A 17,270-nucleotide genomic window follows, 5' to 3' on the forward strand; every position below is an offset into this window, starting at 1 on the left:
TCAGAGCTCCTGCTGCTGGCAGTACGACGCGACGGACCGCCGCCATGCTCCGCCCCGTGCCCAGGCCCACGCGACGGCATCCGGAATCCACAGCAGCGGGTCCAGCTTGGGAACCATCAACTCCCACCGCAGGTCGAAGCGCCTGTACTGGTTGCATGCGGCGTGCAGCGTCCGTTTGTCATGGTCGTACGTCGACTCGTCCCGCTCGATCACCAACCGCTCGGTTGCGGCGGTCGCGTCGCGCACGATCGCCTGCAGGCAGCGCCTACGCGCGCCGAGGGATTCCCGCTCCGCCGCGTAGATGTCCACCAGGATGCGGAACTCCGCGATGACGTCGAGAATCTGCTTGCGCCGGGCATCGGTCTCGTGGTTGAAGTGCAGACGTTCCTGGCCCGGTAGCAGAAGCCCACGGAGGGCTTTGCGGCTGACAGTGACGTCACCCGAGCGGCACTGCGCAGCGGCCATCAGCAAGCCCTTGGACTTCGTCTCGTCGACGAACACGTGAATCGGCATTTCCCCGCCCTGTCTGGTGACAAGGGAAGACCGTCGCACGGAGGACCGCGCGGACTGAGGCAGAACACGGGGGCAGGGTGGGGCAGTCGGGGGCAGAACGACCGACGGCCGCCGATGGGGGTCGGCGGCCGTCGGGTGGGGGTGGTTAGTTGCGGATGATGGTGAACGTGCTGGTGGTGTTGCGGATGTCCACCGCGTTGTTGGTGAGGGTGAGGTTGTTGAAGGTGGCGGTGCCGCGGGCTGGGCCTTCGCCGGGTTCGGGGAGTTCGTTGGCCCAGATGCCGTAGCCGGACTTGGCGTCGAAGGCGTCGCCGGACTTGCGGGCGCCGGAGATGGTGACGTTGGTGAGCACGGTGTCGGCGACCGGGAACAGCGGGCTGCCGCCGACGTAGTCGGTCTGGAACATGATGCCGGAGTACGTCGGGTCGACGATGTCGACGTCGGTGAGCCGGATGCCCTGGAAGACCTTGGTGGCGGAGTAGATCCAGATACCGGGGAACGTCTGCGCGCCCCAGAAGTGGCCGCCGGCGCGGACCACCGAGACGTTCTCGAAGCGGGTCGGCGGGGTGGCGCCGAAGCCGTTCATCGGGATGCCGAAGTCGAGCGAGCTGATCGTGATGCCGGAGTACACCAGGGTGTCCGCGACGTACAGGTTGCGGAACACGTTGTTGGTGCCGCCGTACACCGCGAAGCCGGCCGCGCGCCAGGTCAGCGTGGAGGTGAGGTTCTCGAAGACGTTGTCCCGGACCTCTCCGCCGCCGTTGTCGGTGGCGTTGAAGAGCGCGAAGCTGTCGTCACCGGTGGCCCGGGCGTCGTTGTTGCTGACGGTGTTGCCGGACGAGCCGTTGGTCATGTTGATGCCGTCGGCGAACAGGTTGCGGATTCGGGAGTTGCGGATCGTGGAGTTGTCGGTGTTCGCGCCCCAGTACAGGCACATCTGGTGCTCGACCCAGATGTTGTCGATCGTCATGTTCGAGGTGCCGGCGAAGTTGAACACCTTGCCCGGCCCGTCGTTGCGGCTGTCGTAGTTGCCGAAGTACGCGAACCCGCTGAACGTCGACCCGTTGGCCGAGGCCTGCGCGTCGAACCCGACGTCGGTGTTGGACTGGTTCGCCGGCGCGACGAACCGGGTGTACCAGGGGCCGGCGCCGACCACCTTCACGGCCTTGCCGTAGACGGTGAACTTGTTCGACGTCGGGTACTCGCCCGGCGGCAGGTAGACGCCCTGCAGCGTACCGTCCTGCCGGACCCGGTCGAGCGCGTTCTGCACGTCCTGCTGGCTGAACCCGGCCGGGGTGACAAAGCCCGCGCCGGGGTTGCCGATCGGCGCCACCTGCTCGGTGTTGACGAAGTCGATCGCGGCCGGGCTGCTGTTCGCCGGGTCCTTCTGCAGCTTGATCCGGGTGCCGGCCGGGAAGGTCCCGTCCAGCATCAGATTGGCCTCGTCGTAGATGTGCCGCGCGGGACCGGAGCCCGGCGAGTTGTTCGGGCTTGCCTCCGGGCCGTACAGCCAGGCGTACTTCGAGGTCAGCGGCAGGGTCTTGTGGAAGGTGCCGTTGACGTAGACGTTGATCGACGAGCTGATCCCGCCGCCACCGGGCGCGTCGGGGATCGAGAACCGGGTGACCAGGGTGTTGGTGCTGGCCCGGGTGGTGAACTCGACGAACGCGCCGGTGCCGGTCAGGGTGACCGCGCGCCGGCCGGAGGCCTCACCGGCGAGGTCCCCGACGGTCCGGTTCGGGCCGACCACCTGGGCGCCGCCGCCCACCGCCGCGTCCTCTGCCTCGAGCTGGTCGTACGGCATGTTCGCGCCGCGGCCGACGAAGAACGGCCGCTCGCTGGTGTTGTTGCCGCGCTTGACCGGCAGCTCGTTCGCGTCGTCGGCGACCACCACGCGGACGGAGTACCGGCCGTTGGCGGCGGGCCAGCTGCCGAGGGTGACGGCCGGCGTGGTCGCGCCGGCGGCGATCGCACCGGAGTACGAGCCGGTCAGCGTGCGGACCACCGTGCTGCCGCTCAGCAGGGTCAGTGTGATGCCGTGCGCGCCGGCCGCCGAGGCGATGCTGCCTTGGTTGCGGATGCTGACGGAGAAGGTGACGTTGTTGCCGGCCGTCGGGTTGCCGGGGCTCCAGCTGACCGCCGCGGCGACCAGGTCGGAACTGGCGACCGGAGTGACGACCAGAGGCGAAGCGCTGGACGCGGAGTTGTTGCCGTCGTTCTGCTCGACGACGGTGCCGGCCTCGTCGACCTTCGCGCTCAGCGGGTAGCTGCCGGCGTCCCGGGAACCGATCGTCGCGGTGACGGTGGTCGAGGCGCCGGCCGCGATCGCGCCGACGGTCGCCGTGCCCACCCTGGTCGCGCCGAGGTAGAAGTTGACGCCTGTCGCCCCGGAGCCGGCCGAGCCGAGGTTGTTCACCGTGGCGCGCAGGGTGATCGTGTCGGTCTCCACCGGCGAGGCCGGGGTCCAGGAAACGCCGTTCAGCGTCAGATCCGGGTTCGGAGCGGGCACGCCCATCACCTGGAACTCGGCGACCTGGCCGGAGGGGGCCCCGGTGTTGCCGGTGAAGTTCAACCGGACGTCGGCGACCCGGGCGCTGACCGGGATCGTCACCGTGTTGCCGCTCGCCGGGCTGAAGGTGTACGCCGCCGAGGCCACGATCGTGCTGAAGCCGGCCGCGCTCTGCTCGCGGCCGAGGACCGAGAAGGTCTGGGTCCGGTTGCCCCAGGCGCTGTCCGGGTTGAGCCGGACGACGACCGAGCTGACGTCGGCGTTGGACCCGAGCTCCGTGGTCAGCGTGGCCGGGGTGCCGTTGCCCTCCCAGTACGTCGTGACGTTGTCGTCGTTGGCGTTGGCCGGTACGAACGTGTGCACGTGCCCGGACGCCGTGATCGGCTTGCGCAGCGCCAGGTTGCTGCCCGCGCCGGAACTGCCGCCGCGGGTGACGCTGTTGCTGTTCGGCGACTGGTTGCCCGCAGCATCTTTGGCGCGGACGAAGTAGGTGACCGAGGCGCTGGCCGGCTGGCTGTCGGTGTACGTCGTGACGCCGGCGCCCAGGCTGGTCCGGAGCTGGCCGTTGGCGTAGAGGTCGTAGCCGGTCACGCCGACGTTGTCGGTGGATGCGGTCCAGCTGAGCCGGATCTGGCCGGCGCCGGGTTCGGTGAAGGCCAGGTTGCCCGGGGCGGTGGGAGCCTGGGTGTCACCGGCGGCGGGGCCGTAGACCTCGAGCTCGGACAGCTGACCTGCGGGCCAGCCGGTGTTCGCGGTGATCCGCAGCCGGACGTACCGCACGGTCGCGGCGCCGTAGTCGATGGTGACGGTGTTGCTGGGCGCGGTGAAGGCGCGGGAGGCGGACGGCGAGAGGTCGGTGAAGTTCTGCCCGTCGGTGCTGCCCTGGACGGCGAGCGTCTGGTTGCGCGAACCCCAGCCGGCGGTCGGCAGCTTCAGCACCACCTGGTTGGTGCTGACCGACGCGCCGAGGTCGACCTGGATCCACTGCGGGAAGGCGTTGTTGGCGCTCTCCCAGTAGCTGCCTTGGTTGCCGTCGGTGGCGTTCGACGCGGCGTAGTTCTGCGTGCTGGTACTGGCTGTCGCGGACTTGCCGGCGGCCAGGTTGGGACCGGCCAGGGCGGCTGCCGCGGCCGTCGTGCCGGCGCCGGCCGGGCCGGAGACCGCTCCGAGCACCGGACCGGTGGACAACAACAGACTGCTGGCGAGCACGGTGGCGAGCAACCGCCAGGTTCCAGATCTCGTTCTCATGGCATCCGGCCTCTCCTGCTGGGCGGGTGGTGGAGGGGGATAGCCACTGCGAAGAAAATTGCTTAATTCTGTTAGCTTCTTGCGCAGCGCTGGCTCATTGTTACGGCAGCGCTGCCTGAGCGTCAACGGCTCGTGACGCAGGAACGACAAAACCGGTACGACGGCGCCGGGCGCGCGTCGTACCGGTTCTGTGCGGATCAGTGCTTGGCGGCGCCCTCCGCGCCGGCCCCGGTGAGGGCGCGCACGGACAGTTCCTGGTACCGGTCCTCGCTGGAGCGGTCCTTGCCGACCAGGGTGCCGACGACGCCGAGCAGGAAGCCCAGCGGGATGGAGACGATGCCCGGGTTCGACAGCGGGAACCAGGAGAAGTCCGCTCCGGTGATCATCGACGTCGGCGAGCCGGAGACCACCGGCGAGAAGATCACCAGCACCACGGCCGAGGTCAGGCCGCCGTAGATGCTCCAGGTCGCGCCGGTGGTGTTGAACCGCTTCCAGAACAGGTTGAACAGCAACGCCGGCAGGTTCGCCGAGGCGGCGACCGCGAATGCGAGCGCGACCAGAAACGCGATGTTCAGCTTCTGCGCCGGGATCGCCAGGCCGATCGCGACCGCGCCGATGCCGATCGCCGCGAACCGGGCCACCCGCAGCTCGTCCTTCTCGGTCACCCGGCCCTTGGCGAGCACGTTCGCGTACAGGTCGTGCGCGAACGACGACGCCGAGGCCAGCGTGAGGCCGGCGACCACGGCCAGGATCGTCGCGAAGGCGACCGCCGCGATCAGCGCCAGCAGGATCGCGCCGCCGGTCGACCCGGCGCCACCGCCGACCACCTCGGCCAGCAGCGGCGAGGCCACGTTGCCCTTGGAGACCGCGACCGCCGAGTCCTTGCCAGTGTCGAGCAGCGCCGCGGCGCCGAAGCCGAGGGCCAGCGTCATCAGGTAGAAGGCGCCGATCAGGCCGATCGCCCACTGCACCGACCGGCGGGCCGAGCGCGAGTCCGGCACGGTGTAGAAGCGGATCAGGATGTGCGGCAGACCCGCCGTACCGAGAACGAGCGCGAGCCCGAGCGAGAGGAAGTCGATCTGGCCGACCAGGTCCTTGCCGTAGAGCAGGCCGGGCTGCAGGAACGCGTCGCCCTTGCCGGAGTTGTCGGCCGCCGCGCCGAGCAGCTTGGAGAGGTTGAAGTCGAACTTCAGCAGGACCAGGAAGGTGATCAGCACGGTGCCGGTCATCAGCAGCACCGCCTTGACGATCTGCACCCAGGTGGTGCCGCGCATGCCGCCGATCGTCACGTAGACGATCATCAGCGCGCCGACCAGCACGATCACGCCGGCCTTCACGGTCGAGTCGGTGACACCGAGCAGCAGGCCGACCAGCGACCCGGCGCCGACCATCTGGGCCAGCAGGTAGAAGATCGACACCACGATCGTCGAGGTCGCGGCCGCGGTCCGGACCGGGCGCTGCTTCATCCGGAACGCGAGCTGGTCGGCCATCGTGAACCGGCCCGAGTTGCGCAGCAGTTCGGCGACCAGCAGCAGCGCGACCAGCCAGGCGACGAGGAAGCCGATCGAGTACAGGAAGCCGTCGTAGCCGTAGAGCGCGATCTGGCCGGAGATGCCGAGGAAGGACGCGGCCGACATGTAGTCGCCGGCCACCGCGAGGCCGTTCTGCGCGCCGCTGAACGAGCGGCCGCCGGCGTAATAGTCGGCGGCGGTCTTGTTCTGCCGGGAGGCCCACCAGGTGATGTACAGCGTCACCGCGACGACCGCGGTGAACAGGGAGATGGTCAGGGCCTGGTTGCCCGGCTCGGCGTCGGCGAGCGGGATCAGACCGGGAACGAGCCCGGGGGTCAGCAGCGAGTTCACCGGCGGCGCTCCCTCTTGTACTTGGCGTTCAGCCCGCTCGCCAGCGGGTCCAGCTTGCGGTTCGCGAACCGGCCGTAGACGGCGGCGATCGCGAAGGTGGAGACGAACTGCAGCAGGCCGAAGACCAGCGCCACGTTGATGTTGCCGACGACCTGCTGGCTCATGAAGCCCCGGGCCCAGTTGTTGCACGCGACGTAGGCCAGGTACCAGACCATGAACGCGACCGTCCACGGCACCACGAAGTTCCTGTAGCGGCGTTTCAGCTCGGTGAAGTCGGCCGCTTCGTGCACGGTCTCGTAGGCGCGGGCGTCCCGCTCGCGCACACCGTCGTCTTCCACTCTGCACCCCTCAGTCCGGAACGCGATCAGGTGCACGTTAGCGGCAAGAAGCCGGTTTGTGACCCACCGCGACCAAAAAGTTGCCGGGGGCTCAGAGCGGTGGCGCGACCGGTGCGTCGAGGGTGCGCTGGTAGTTCGCGAGATCGCTCGGCCGGGTGCGGTAGCAGTCGGTGAAGTACGGCATCCGCAGCGGTTCGGGCGGCCGCGCGGTGCCGTCGTAGATGGCGTCGACCTGCTCGAGCACCGACTCGCGGCGCGACTCGGTCAGCACCGCGACCCGGGAGTGGGACAGGGCGAGCTGGCGCAGGCTGCCCCGGTCCAGGTCGTGCCAGTGCCGGAACCGGCCGGTCTCCACCTGCGCGAACAGGTCCGACTGCAGCAGCACCGGCATCGGGTCGAACTGGTCGCTGCCGGCCAGGAAGTCCTCGCCGATCATCGCCCGGTGCAGCCGCCGGACCCACGGCACGACGGTGTCGTACTTGTTCCAGAGCAGGCCCAGTACGCCGTGCGGCCGCAGGACCCGGGCGATCTCCGGCAGCGCCCGGGCGTGGTCGAACCAGTGGAAGGCCTGCCCGACCAGCACCGCGTCGACCGAGCCGTGCGCGAGCGGGATCGACTCGGCCGCGCCGACCATCGTGTCCACCCCGGGCACCTGGCGGCAGACCGCCAGCATCTCCTCGGCCGGGTCGACCGCGACCACGTCGTGGCCGAGTGCGGCGGCGACCGCGCTCAGCTTGCCGGTGCCGGCGCCCAGGTCGAGGATCTGCAGCCGGCCGGGACCGAGCAGCCAGCGCAGCGCCTCGGCAGGGAACGTCGGCCGGCCCGCGTCGTACGCGGCCGCGACGGCGCCGAAGGAGCGTGCGCGCTCGGATCCTCGATCATCGGTGGTCATCACCGTAAATCATGCCGTAGCGGCGCCACCTGATGAGGTGGCGCGCGGTGCTACTGGCCGAGCTTCTTCTGCTCGACGTGCTCGTTCAGGGCGTGCAGCTCGGGGTGCTTGCCCATGATCGCGACCAGATCGGCGCAGTTCAGCTGCGCCGCGCCGAAGTCCTCGATCAACGTGGTGAGCAGCCTGCGGTCGTCCTGGGTGTCCAGCGTGAGCCGGTACTGCGACGCGTCGCCACCGTCCCAGGGCAGGTTCAGCAGCCGCATGTCGCCGGTCCGGTTCTGGTGCAGGTACGACGTGACGTGCTCCCGGTCGGCCGGCAGTGTCGCCTCCGCGTCGGCCCGCAGCAGCCGGTCGGCGGAGAAGATCTCGTAGTCCATGCCGCGCGGGTAGGTCCGCTCCAGGCAGTTCGACACGTACAGGTTCTCGGCGGCGTCGGCGCGGAACCGGTCGACTCCCTCGGTGACCACCGCCGGGTCGATCAGCGGGCAGTCCGAGGTGACCCGGACGACGCCGTCCAGCCCGTGCTCGCGGATCGCGCCGGCGAACCGGGACAGCACGTCGAGCTCGCTGCCGCGCCAGACCGGGAAACCCGCCGCGCCGGACTGCTCGACGATCGGCTCGTCGTCGGTGTTCGTGGTGGTGGCCACGATCACCGGCAGCCCGGTCGCCGCGAGCCGGTCCAGGTGGTGCTGCAGGAACGTCTTGCCGCCGGCGGTCAGCAGCACCTTGGCGGGCAGCCGGGTGCTGGTCGCCCGGGCCTGGGTGATGATCCCGATCTTCATGAAGCCACCTTCGTTGAGTTCCACCGGAACATGTCCCGGATCTCGGCCGGACCGGCCACGTGCTCGACGCCGAGCTCGGCGTCGGTGAACTGCCGGGCCAGCTCGAGCGGGACGTACGGCTGGTTCATCTCCGGCCAGAGCCGCTTGATCCGCGCCTGGCCGCCGAACGACGGGTGCTCGTTCTCCAGCAGCATCGGGTCGCCGTACACCCCGGGCTGCAGGCCGATCGAGGCGCCGTACAGGACCGCCGAACTGAGCCGGTTCGACGCGACCCGGCGGTGCCGGCGCAGCTCCTGGAGCTGCTTGAGCAGGAAGTCGGCGTCGGTGTTGCGCCAGTTCAGGCCGCGGTACCCGTGCGTGATCACCCGGAACCCGGCCTCGGTGTAGACCCGCCGGATCGCCTCGTTGCCGTACTCGTTCCAGTACAGGCAGACGGTGATCGGGCCGGTCTCGTGGTCCTTGATCGAGGCAACGATCTCGGCGTGGTCGCCGAGCACGTTCTGCCCCTCCCAGCCGTGGAACGGGTAGAAGATCGTGCCGGCCGCGTCGGTCGCCGGCTTGGCCAGCTCGGGGTGCAGCTCGAGCAGGTAGAGCCAGGCGGCGCCCATCACCACGTAGTTGCGCAGGCCCATCGACCAGCCGCGCCGGCGGACCGTGTCGGACCAGACGAACTTCGGCATGCCGGCCACGAAGGCGGTGTTGTAGGCGAACCCGTCCAGGATGTTCCAGCCGTGCTGCAAGTAACCCCAGATGCTCGGCGGCTGCCCCGGGCCCAATCCGGCGTACTTCGCCAGGACGTGCGCGTGGCCGTAGAAGTGGTTGGCGTGGTGCATCAGCGCACCACTCGACGGACCCGCTTGACCACCACGCGGGCCGGGTTCAGCACCGCCATCCCGACCCGGTACGGCTTGGACATCCGGATGCCCTTCAGCTGGCCCTCGAACCAGGTCGCCTGGGTGCTCGCCTCGGACAGCTCCTGCGCGAGCCGGGCGATCGTGGCCAGCTGCTCGGCGCTGCCCTGCGGCCGGATCATCTCGTTGTTCTCGGCAACGGACGCCCACAGCTCGTCGGTGACCACGAGGCCGGTCGTCGAGGCGAGCCGCGAGGTGACGTCGCGCGGTGTGCTGCCGGCCGTCCACGGCGCCCGGGCGCCCGCTTCCAGCGCGCGCCGGACGAACCGGCCCAGCTGCGCGACGACCAGCGCGTCCCCGCGACCGTTCACCGCGACGCCGTCCCCGAACACCCGGTACGCCGTACCGTCGGCGATCACGTTGTCCGGCGCGGCCACCGCGGCCACGTCGGCCGGCTGGGCCCGCAGCCAGGTCACGTACGCCTGGACCGTGCGGCGCAGCGCGGCCTGGTCGTCGATCCGCAGGGCGGCGAAAAGCTGCTCCTCCAGCAGGACGCCCGGCCCGTCCGGCACGACGCCGGCCGGCAGCACCTCCGGAGCATCTGCCGCGTCGCCGACGACGAAGTACCAGCCCGCGGCCAGCTCACTGCCCAGGCCTGCGGCAACGGCGTCCTGGGTCGTCCGGTACGGGTCGGTCAGGGTCGGACCGCTGAACCGCCCAGCGACCGCCCGGGCGACGACTGCCGCCGGCAACGCGCCCTCGACCTCGGTCAGCGCGACCGACGCCTCGGCCAGGGTCGGGTAGATCGCGTAGGTCTTCGTCACCGGCAGTTCGGCGGCGTCCAGCGCGGCCTTGACCGCCTTCAGCCCGGACGGAGGGGCAGTGTCACCGGCGAGGTCGCGAGGCCAGTCCTCGTCCCGCGGCACGGTGACGGTCGGATCGGGCTGAACCAGCCGCTCGATGCCGAAGCTGTTCTCCGCGGCGAGCAGCAGGCGTCCCTCCGGAGCCAGCCGGCCCTTGAGCACACCCAGCGCGTCCGTCCAGCTCATCACCAGCGTGTCCGGCCCGACCAGTCGCGGCAGCCCGTCGAGCGCCACCACCACGTCGTACGCCGGTTTGCCGTGCTCGGGGCCGAAGTGGTCCAGCGAGCCGCAGAAGACCCGGACGCCGAAGGCCTCGGCGATCTCCTCCGCGTCGGGCGCCGAACGGGTCAGCACGTCGACCGAGGCGGCCGTCTTGGCGACCTGCTCGAGCAGCTCCAGCGAGTGCGGACCCGCGACGAGCACGGAGTCGGTCGGGCGCAGGACCGCCGCGAGCAGCTCCGCGGGGACCGGCCCGGACGTCGCCGGACGGCCGTCCGACGGGTGCAGGTCGGACCAGTTCAGCATCTCGCCGGCGATCATCACCGAGCGGGCGGGCGCCTCGCCGTCGTCGTGCGCGTTGTCGTCGGCGGGGGTGCTGCCGACATCTTCCGCGGGAGTGCTGCCGACCCCTTCCGGGGTGGGCTGGTCTTCCGGAGCGGGTTGTCCTTCCGGAAGCGGGTCTACAGAGGACTGGGCAGGATTCACGGTATGCACTTCGTCGGTGTCGGGCGTCCGGAGGGCGGCATGGGGCTCAGACGTCGCTTTCGAGGATTTTGGTGATTTCGTCGGTGGTGTACCACTGGTCGTTGTTGTCTGAGGTGTAGTGGAAGCCGTCGGGGACGGGGTGGCCGCCTTCGGGTGGGGTGTAGCCCCAGGTGGCGAGGTCGGGTTGGAGGACGTAGCGGTCGCCGATGGCGAGGGCGCGGCGGCCTTCTTCGGGGCTGATCATTTCTTCGTGGAGTTTTTCGCCGGGGCGTAGTCCCATGTCGTGCATTTTGGCGCCGGGGGCGATGGCTTGGGCGAGGTCGGTGATTTTCATGGAGGGGATGCGGGGGACGTAGAGTTCGCCGCCTTGCATTTGTTCGAAGGAGTCGACGACGAATTGGACTGCTTCGGGGAGGGTGATGAGGAAGCGGGTGCAGCGGAGGTCGGTGATGGGTAGTGATTGGCCGGCTTCGTGGAGGGCGCGGAATTTGGGGATGATGGAGCCGCGGCTGCCCATGACGTTGCCGTAGCGGACGACGCAGAAGCGGGTGTCGTAGGCGGCGGCGTAGTGGTTGCCGGTGATGAAGAGTTTGTCGGCGGTGAGTTTGGTGGCGCCGTAGAGGTTGATGGGGCTGGAGGCTTTGTCGGTGGAGAGTGCGACGACTTTTTTGACGCCGGAGTCGATGGAGGCTTCGATGACGTTTTGGGAGCCGACGACGTTGGTTTGGACGAATTCCCAGGGGTTGTACTCGGCGGTGTCGACTTGTTTGAGGGCGGCGGCGTGGACGACGTAGTCGACGTTGTGCATGGCGCGGTTGAGGCGGGCGCGGTCGCGGATGTCGCCGATGAAGAAGCGGAGGCGGGGGTCGTCGCCGAAGAGTTGGCGGACTTCCCATTGTTTGAGTTCGTCGCGGCTGAAGATGATGATGCGGCGGGGGTCGAGGTTGTCCAGGGTGTAGCGGATGAACGCTTTGCCGAAGGAGCCGGTGCCTCCGGTGACCAGGATGTCTGAGCCGGTGAGGATGGACACGTGTAGGACCCTTCTTCAGGACAGTTCCGGACCGTGGTCCGGGCCGTGCTGGCCCGGACAGCAACTCCGTACGATAGCGGGCCGCCCCCAGCCGCCCTCAACCGCGCGCTGCCTCAGCGCACCGTGCGGAGCGGGCGGCGGGCGCGGACCAGCACCGAGACACCGGGCAGCTTGCCGACGGGCAGGTACCGTTCGGCGGCGATCACCGCGGTGAGTCCGAGGTTGACGACAGGGGACAGGTCGGTCAGGTCACTGCCCGTGCTCTTCTTGCGCCGCCAGGCGGCCACCGGCCGGAGCAGCACGTTCCACGACCGGACGTGCTCGATCTGCAGACCGGCCGAGGTCAGCGTGCTCAGCAGACCCTCGCGGTCGTACCGGCGGACGTGCCCGACCGCGGTGTCGTGCTCGCTCCACAGCGCCATGTCGACCGGTACGGCGATCAGCGCGACGCCACCGGGCCGCAGGACCCGGGCGATCTCGTTCGACGCCGACTTGTCGTCCTCGATGTGCTCGAGCACGTCGTAGGCGACAACCAGGTCCATCGCCTCGTCGGCCAGCGGCAGCGCGACCGCGTCACCGCGGATGACCGGGATGTTGCGTCCGTGCGCGACCGCGGCGCCCTCCGCGCCGTACTCCAGCGCGGTGGCGTTCCAGCCGCGGCTGCGCAGCACCCGGGTGTTGCCGCCACCGGCGGCGCCGATGTCGAGCGCCCGGCCCGGCTTCGCACCGGCTTTCGCGAGGCTGTCGAGCGCCCGGGCGAGCACCGCGCGGCGTTCGCGGTACCACCAGTGCTTGTCCTCGAGATCGGCGAGCTTGCGGATCTCCGCTGCTTCCATGGGGACATCTTCCTGTCTGGGCCGGTGAATTCGCGAATTGCTGGGAGCTGCCTGGCGGAGGTGCGGGGGCGACCGCGCGTCACTGTGCGGGCAGCTCGTAGATCCTGACCTTGCCCTCTTGGTAGCGCAGTCGGGCCAGCTGGTCCAGCGACGGGGACACCGGGCCGTCCGAGCTGTCAGCGTAGATCCACCGCGCGCCGTACTGCCGGGCATTCTCCAGCAGCTGCGGGGTCGGCGCGGTGAGGATCTGGGTGCTGAGCTCGACCCGGTCGGGCCAGGGCGACGGCTGAACGGCGTACAGCTTGCCGTCGGTGCCGTTGGTGGCTAGCGCCTGCTGGGTGTAGGCCCAGCCCTCCACCAAGGTCCGGCGACCCGCGAGTCCGCTGACCAGCCAGCCTCGAGCGTCGCAGCCGGGCCGCCGTGGGCCGGGCCGGCACCAGCTGCCGGTGACGACGACGTCGGTCGGTGCCGTGTTCTCCGTGAGCCAGCGGGCGGCCGCCTGCTCGTCCGGGCGGACCACTCCGCCCGCGGCGCGGTAGGTGCCGTCGGTGCGGAAGGCGTAGTACGAGTACCTGGCCATGCCGGCCAGGGAGGCCATGATCACGATCAGGACCGGGACGGCGAGCCCCGCTCCCGGCCGCCTCGCCCAGATCCGCCTGGTCAGGAACCAGCCGGCGATCACCAGCACGATGAGGACGGCCACGGTGACCAGCGGCCGAGCCAGCGTTTCGACCTGCTCCGCTCGGGACCGTGCGGGGTCGAGCGCGGGACGCCTGATCAGCTGCTGGAACACGACACCGAGTGCGGCAGCGGCCACACCGACCGGCAGGATGGTCCGACGCCCGCGGCCTTCGAACGCCACGGCCACCAGCCAGCAGGTAGCAGCCGTCGCGAACGGTACGACGCCCCGGAGGAAGTACTGCTGGCTCGCTGCGGGGTGGTTCAGCAGCAGCAGGCCCAGCCAGGCGGCCGTGAGGGAGCCGGCCAGCATCCAGGCCGCCGGCTGCCTTCTGGTCGACCGGACCACAAGCAGCCCGAAGCCGATCAGCAGTCCGGCGTACGACAGCAGGGTCAGTCCCAGCATCACCCCGACCCCGGTGACCACCGTCGAGTCGCCAGAGGTCAGCGGCACCGGGAGGAAGCCGCCAGTGCCCGGCACGGACAGGTCCCCGGTGATCGCACGGTAGAACGCGTCGAACTTGAGGATCGCCAGCAACTGCATGCCTGAGCCACTGGTGCTTCCGGCGACGAAGCGCAGTGTGCCGGCCAGGGCGAGCAGCAGGACCAGCCCGGCGGCGACCAGACGCCACGGCAACTTCCGGTCCCTGAGCAGCAGGAACAGCGCGGCCAGTCCGACTCCGCCGAGCAGGATCGGCAAGGTCGACGGCTTGGACCCACCGGCGACCACGGCCAGCGCCGCCCCGAGGATCCACACACCCCGGCGACCGCTGCGGTGGAACAAGGCGTCGACGAGGAAGATCGCGGCTGCGGTGGAGGTCGCGATGCTGAAGGTGTGCGAAGGGCTGAGCAGGCTGGCGAGGCCGGCCGGCAGGACTGCCACCGCGGCCAGCACACCGGTCCACCACACCTTGCTGACCTGCCGTGCCAGCGCCGCACACACCAGCAGGGAGACAACTGCCTGCGGCAGCAGCCACAACCGGAACATGACCATCACCGGCGAGAGGCCGGTGACGTCCGCAGCGCCGGCCATGTCGGCGTTGGCGAACCAGTGGTACTCCAGCCGTTCCCCGGCCACCTGGGGCAGTTCGGGCGGCACCGACCGGATCAGCTCGTGCACCATCGACAAGTGGTACAGCAGGTCCTGGTAGTACGACGTACCGTCCGGCGGCGGCTTGTGGTCGGCCATCACGGCCAAGCTGACGTAGACGACCAGCAGCGTCGCGCAGATCGCCATGCCCCAGGACCACGCCACCGGTAGTGGCTCCGGCCGGGTGATGCGCCAGTACGGGCGCAGCTGAGGGACCGCCGCGAAGACGGCGATGAGCAGCAGCGGCCAGGCGAGCAGCCAGGCCTGCAGGCCCACTGCCGTGAAGATCGCCCAGCCCAGTAGTTGATAGGCCATCCCGACTGCCGCGCCGAGGCCCACGTCCTCGCCCCAGTTCCCGGTGCTGCGCCAGGCGGCGCGCAAGAGCAAGATGCCGGGCAGGATCACGCAGCCGCCGAAGTAGGCGGCGTACCGGACGATGTCGCCGAGCGGTACGTCGATGGCGAGCAGTCCGCCGACGGCGCCCACCAGCGGCAGCAGCCATGGAAGGAGCCTGGTCAGCCGGGCCGGCCCGTGCGTCCGCTGAATCGCTGCGACGCTCGGTTCCGCGGTCTCCGCCACCGCAACGCCGGTTCCCTCCCCTGTACTCACCTGGCTATTGGAGCACGGTGCCGGTCTAGCCCGGCGGACCCAACGGAGGCGTGCGGCGCAGCGGACTGTGACGGCCGGTGGGATAACCTGCCTGCGGGTCGCGCTGGCCGGCAGGCAGTTGGTGTCCCGGAGCGCCGGAGGAAGAAACGGAAAATGAACCGTCACGGTCCCTCCGTCGTCGTGCCGTGGCTGGTGCCGCTCACGGTGTCGGTGACCGGGCTGCTGCTGATCGACGTGCCGCTCGGCCCGATCGTGCGCTATGCCGCCTACTTCGCCTCCTGCGTGGCGCTGCCCGGCGTCTTGTTGCTGCGGGCCCTGTGGCGCAGCACCGGCAACTGGGCCGAGGACATCGGCCTGGGGTCCGCGGTGGGCATCGCGTACCAGCTCGCGGGATGGGCGCTGTTCACCTGGTTGGGGTGGCAGGACGCTCTGGTGGTCTGGCCGCTGCTCGTCCTCGCCGCGTTCGGGTTGGTGCCTCAGCTGCGCCCGTACTGGCGGATCGCCGCGCCGGAGCCGCTGCCGACGGCCTGGGCCTGGGGACTGGCGATCTGCCTGAGCCTGCTCGCGCTGGCCACCACGCTGGGCGTAATGGCGGACCACGCGCCTCCACCGGACGGCCTTTCCTACTACCCCGACATGCTCTACCACCTGTCGATGGTGAGCGAGCTGGAGCGCAGCGTCCCGCCTCAGCTTCCCCAGGTGGCGGGTGAGGCGCTGGAGTACCACTGGCTGCCCAATGCCGACATCGCCGGCGCCGTTGACATCACCGGGCTGTCGCCGGCACTGGTTCTGTACCGGCTGTGGTTGTTGCCGGTGGTGCTCGTCGGCCTGTTGGCCGCAGCGGCGTTGGCCCGTCTGGTCAGCGGGGTGTGGTGGACCGGACTGCTGGTGGGTCTGATCTTCATCGTGCCGCAGCTGGGCTACTTCGTACCGGCCTGGCCCAAGGTGGACCTGTCCGGCCAGGTGAGTCTGCTGAGTCCCTCGCAGACCCTGGCAGCGCTGACCGTTGCCGCGGCGGCGTACTTCGTCATCGTGGCGCTCCACCGGGACGGTGGCAGAGGTGTCTGGGTGCTCGCCGCCGCGGTGGCGGTCGTCGGCGGCGGATCCAAGCCCACGGTGCTGCCCATCCTGCTCGGCGGGGTCGGGTTGTCGGCGCTGTTTCTGCTGGTGCGGGACCGCCGGATCCCGTGGAGGTCGGCGGTGTTCGGTGTCCTGCTCGCCGCGATCGCCGTCGGGACGTTGCTCACCGTGGCCGGGAGCACGAGCGGCTCCAACGTGCAGTTCCTGGCGATCGCGAAGTTCCAGGCCGGCTATCGCGGTGCCACGGGCGACGGTTCGCTGCCCGGCACCGGCGGTCTCCTGCTGCCGTCGCTGACCGGCGACCAGCTCGCGGTGATGGGAGCTGTTGTTGTCCTTGCCGCGTTCGTGCTCGCGCAGGCGGGCCTGGTCGCCGGCTTCGCGCTGAGCCGGGTGAAGGCGGTGCGGCAGGACCCTGTCGCCTGGTGGCTGGTGGGTGCCCTGACTGCCTCGTGGCTGGGACTGTGCCTGGTGGATCACCCGTCCGCGAGTCAGTACTACTTCCTCCGCTCCGGCATACCGATCGCGGCCGCCGCAGTCAGCTGGCTCATCGCCGCTGGGGTGCAGGGCCGTAGCCGGCGAACGAGCCTGTCGGTGATCGCCGCAGGCTTGGCGGCAGGTACTGCGGTCGCGATCTGCGCGGAACTTGTCAGCCGGCCCGCCACTGGGACACGCGCCGCTCAGATCGAGGCGCTCGCCTGGCCGACGCTGGTCGCCGCCGGAGTGGCCGTGCTCGCCCTGGTCACCTGGTTGCTCGTGGGCCGCCGCTGGTCCGCCCTGGCCGGAACAGGTACGGCGTTCGCCCTGCTTCTCGTGGTGGGCCTGCCGATCGGCACAACAGCGTCCGAGGCCTGGGCGGCGCGCGACAAACCCGGCTCCGGGCACTACGCGTCGAAGGCCTGGAAGATCTATCCCGACGAGATGGCCGCGGTCCGGTGGCTGGCGAAGAACTCCGGACCGGACGACGTGGTCCTTTCCAACACCTTCTGCCGCCCGCCCGGCGCGCGGCTGCGCGGATGCGACGCGCGCGGGTTCGTGATCAGCGGCGTCGCCGGTCGCCGGACGTTCCTGGACGGCTGGGCCTACACGCAACCGGGCATGGCGGCGCACGGGGTGAAGGGCGTGAAGTACTTCTTCCAGCCCTCGCCGTGGCCGGACCGGCTCGAGCTCACCACCCGGGCGCTCACCGCTCCGACACCTCAGCTGCTCGACCAGCTGTGGACTCGGTACGGCGTACGGTGGATCTACGCGGACCCGCGCAACGGGCCCGTCTCGGCGACCCTGGACGACCTCGCGGTGGTCCGTTTCCGGCAGTCGCAGGTGAAGGTCTACGAGCTCGCCGCGCCGTGATCGGGGCTCGGCCCGGCCGTCGGCAGGCCCTGGACAA

The 17,270-nt window shown here is 70.0% G+C and carries 12 protein-coding genes; 1 reads left to right on the forward strand and 11 read right to left on the reverse strand.

Annotation, left to right across the window (positions count from 1 at the left end):
• The 11 genes from KFLA_RS38625 to KFLA_RS02455 form a co-directional block, all read right to left on the reverse strand.
• Entirely contained in the window at positions 1-513 is a 513-nt protein-coding gene (locus KFLA_RS38625) for a hypothetical protein (RefSeq protein ID WP_012918160.1), read from the reverse strand.
• A 145-nt stretch (positions 514-658) separates the two neighbouring features.
• Positions 659-4,270 (reverse strand): galactose-binding domain-containing protein, encoded by a 3,612-nt coding sequence (locus KFLA_RS02410; RefSeq protein WP_012918161.1) that lies wholly within the window; start codon positions 4,268-4,270, stop codon positions 659-661.
• A 197-nt stretch (positions 4,271-4,467) separates the two neighbouring features.
• The gene (locus KFLA_RS02415; RefSeq protein WP_012918162.1) at positions 4,468-6,132 is read right to left on the reverse strand and encodes a solute symporter family protein; all 1,665 of its coding nucleotides are present in this window, start codon (positions 6,130-6,132) and stop codon (positions 4,468-4,470) included.
• Positions 6,129-6,470, reverse strand: a complete 342-nt coding sequence (locus KFLA_RS02420) for a DUF485 domain-containing protein (protein ID WP_012918163.1) — start codon at positions 6,468-6,470, stop codon at positions 6,129-6,131. Before KFLA_RS02420 ends, KFLA_RS02415 begins: the two co-directional genes overlap by 4 nt.
• 91 nt (positions 6,471-6,561) lie before the next feature.
• Positions 6,562-7,362 (reverse strand): class I SAM-dependent methyltransferase, encoded by an 801-nt coding sequence (locus tag KFLA_RS02425; RefSeq protein WP_012918164.1) that lies wholly within the window; start codon positions 7,360-7,362, stop codon positions 6,562-6,564.
• Positions 7,363-7,412: 50 nt separating this feature from the next.
• Positions 7,413-8,144: a cytidylyltransferase domain-containing protein gene (locus KFLA_RS02430; RefSeq protein ID WP_012918165.1), complete on the reverse strand. Its 732-nt coding sequence runs from the start codon at positions 8,142-8,144 to the stop codon at positions 7,413-7,415.
• Positions 8,141-8,977 (reverse strand): hypothetical protein, encoded by an 837-nt coding sequence (locus KFLA_RS02435; RefSeq protein WP_012918166.1) that lies wholly within the window; start codon positions 8,975-8,977, stop codon positions 8,141-8,143. Before KFLA_RS02435 ends, KFLA_RS02430 begins: the two co-directional genes overlap by 4 nt.
• The gene (locus KFLA_RS02440) at positions 8,977-10,563 is read right to left on the reverse strand and encodes a class I SAM-dependent methyltransferase (RefSeq protein WP_148256531.1); all 1,587 of its coding nucleotides are present in this window, start codon (positions 10,561-10,563) and stop codon (positions 8,977-8,979) included. The genes KFLA_RS02435 and KFLA_RS02440 overlap by 1 nt, the downstream gene beginning before the upstream one ends.
• A gap of 46 nt (positions 10,564-10,609) precedes the next feature.
• The gene (pseB, locus tag KFLA_RS02445; RefSeq protein WP_012918168.1) at positions 10,610-11,593 is read right to left on the reverse strand and encodes a UDP-N-acetylglucosamine 4,6-dehydratase (inverting); all 984 of its coding nucleotides are present in this window, start codon (positions 11,591-11,593) and stop codon (positions 10,610-10,612) included.
• A gap of 113 nt (positions 11,594-11,706) precedes the next feature.
• Complete coding sequence (locus KFLA_RS02450; protein ID WP_012918169.1) at positions 11,707-12,429, reverse strand: class I SAM-dependent methyltransferase; 723 nt, start codon at positions 12,427-12,429, stop codon at positions 11,707-11,709.
• Positions 12,430-12,508: 79 nt separating this feature from the next.
• The gene (locus KFLA_RS02455; protein ID WP_237706692.1) at positions 12,509-14,806 is read right to left on the reverse strand and encodes a hypothetical protein; all 2,298 of its coding nucleotides are present in this window, start codon (positions 14,804-14,806) and stop codon (positions 12,509-12,511) included.
• A 153-nt stretch (positions 14,807-14,959) separates the two neighbouring features.
• Between KFLA_RS02455 and KFLA_RS02460 the strand changes: the two genes are divergently transcribed.
• Positions 14,960-17,233, forward strand: a complete 2,274-nt coding sequence (locus KFLA_RS02460) for a hypothetical protein (RefSeq protein WP_012918171.1) — start codon at positions 14,960-14,962, stop codon at positions 17,231-17,233.
• The last annotated feature ends 37 nt before the right edge of the window (positions 17,234-17,270 follow it).

It is taken from the genome of Kribbella flavida DSM 17836 (assembly GCF_000024345.1).
GTDB lineage: Bacteria > Actinomycetota > Actinomycetes > Propionibacteriales > Kribbellaceae > Kribbella > Kribbella flavida.

Bases quoted from the DNA above. Each gene is read 5' to 3' on its own strand.
- KFLA_RS38625 (WP_012918160.1), bottom strand. From the start codon at position 513: ATGCCGATTCACGTGTTCGTCGACGAGACGAAGTCCAAGGGCTTGCTG.
- KFLA_RS02410 (WP_012918161.1), bottom strand. From the start codon at position 4,270: ATGAGAACGAGATCTGGAACCTGGCGGTTGCTCGCCACCGTGCTCGCC.
- KFLA_RS02425 (WP_012918164.1), bottom strand. From the start codon at position 7,362: ATGACCACCGATGATCGAGGATCCGAGCGCGCACGCTCCTTCGGCGCC.
- KFLA_RS02430 (WP_012918165.1), bottom strand. From the start codon at position 8,144: ATGAAGATCGGGATCATCACCCAGGCCCGGGCGACCAGCACCCGGCTG.
- KFLA_RS02435 (WP_012918166.1), bottom strand. From the start codon at position 8,977: ATGCACCACGCCAACCACTTCTACGGCCACGCGCACGTCCTGGCGAAG.
- KFLA_RS02450 (WP_012918169.1), bottom strand. From the start codon at position 12,429: ATGGAAGCAGCGGAGATCCGCAAGCTCGCCGATCTCGAGGACAAGCAC.
- KFLA_RS02460 (WP_012918171.1), top strand. From the start codon at position 14,960: ATGAACCGTCACGGTCCCTCCGTCGTCGTGCCGTGGCTGGTGCCGCTC.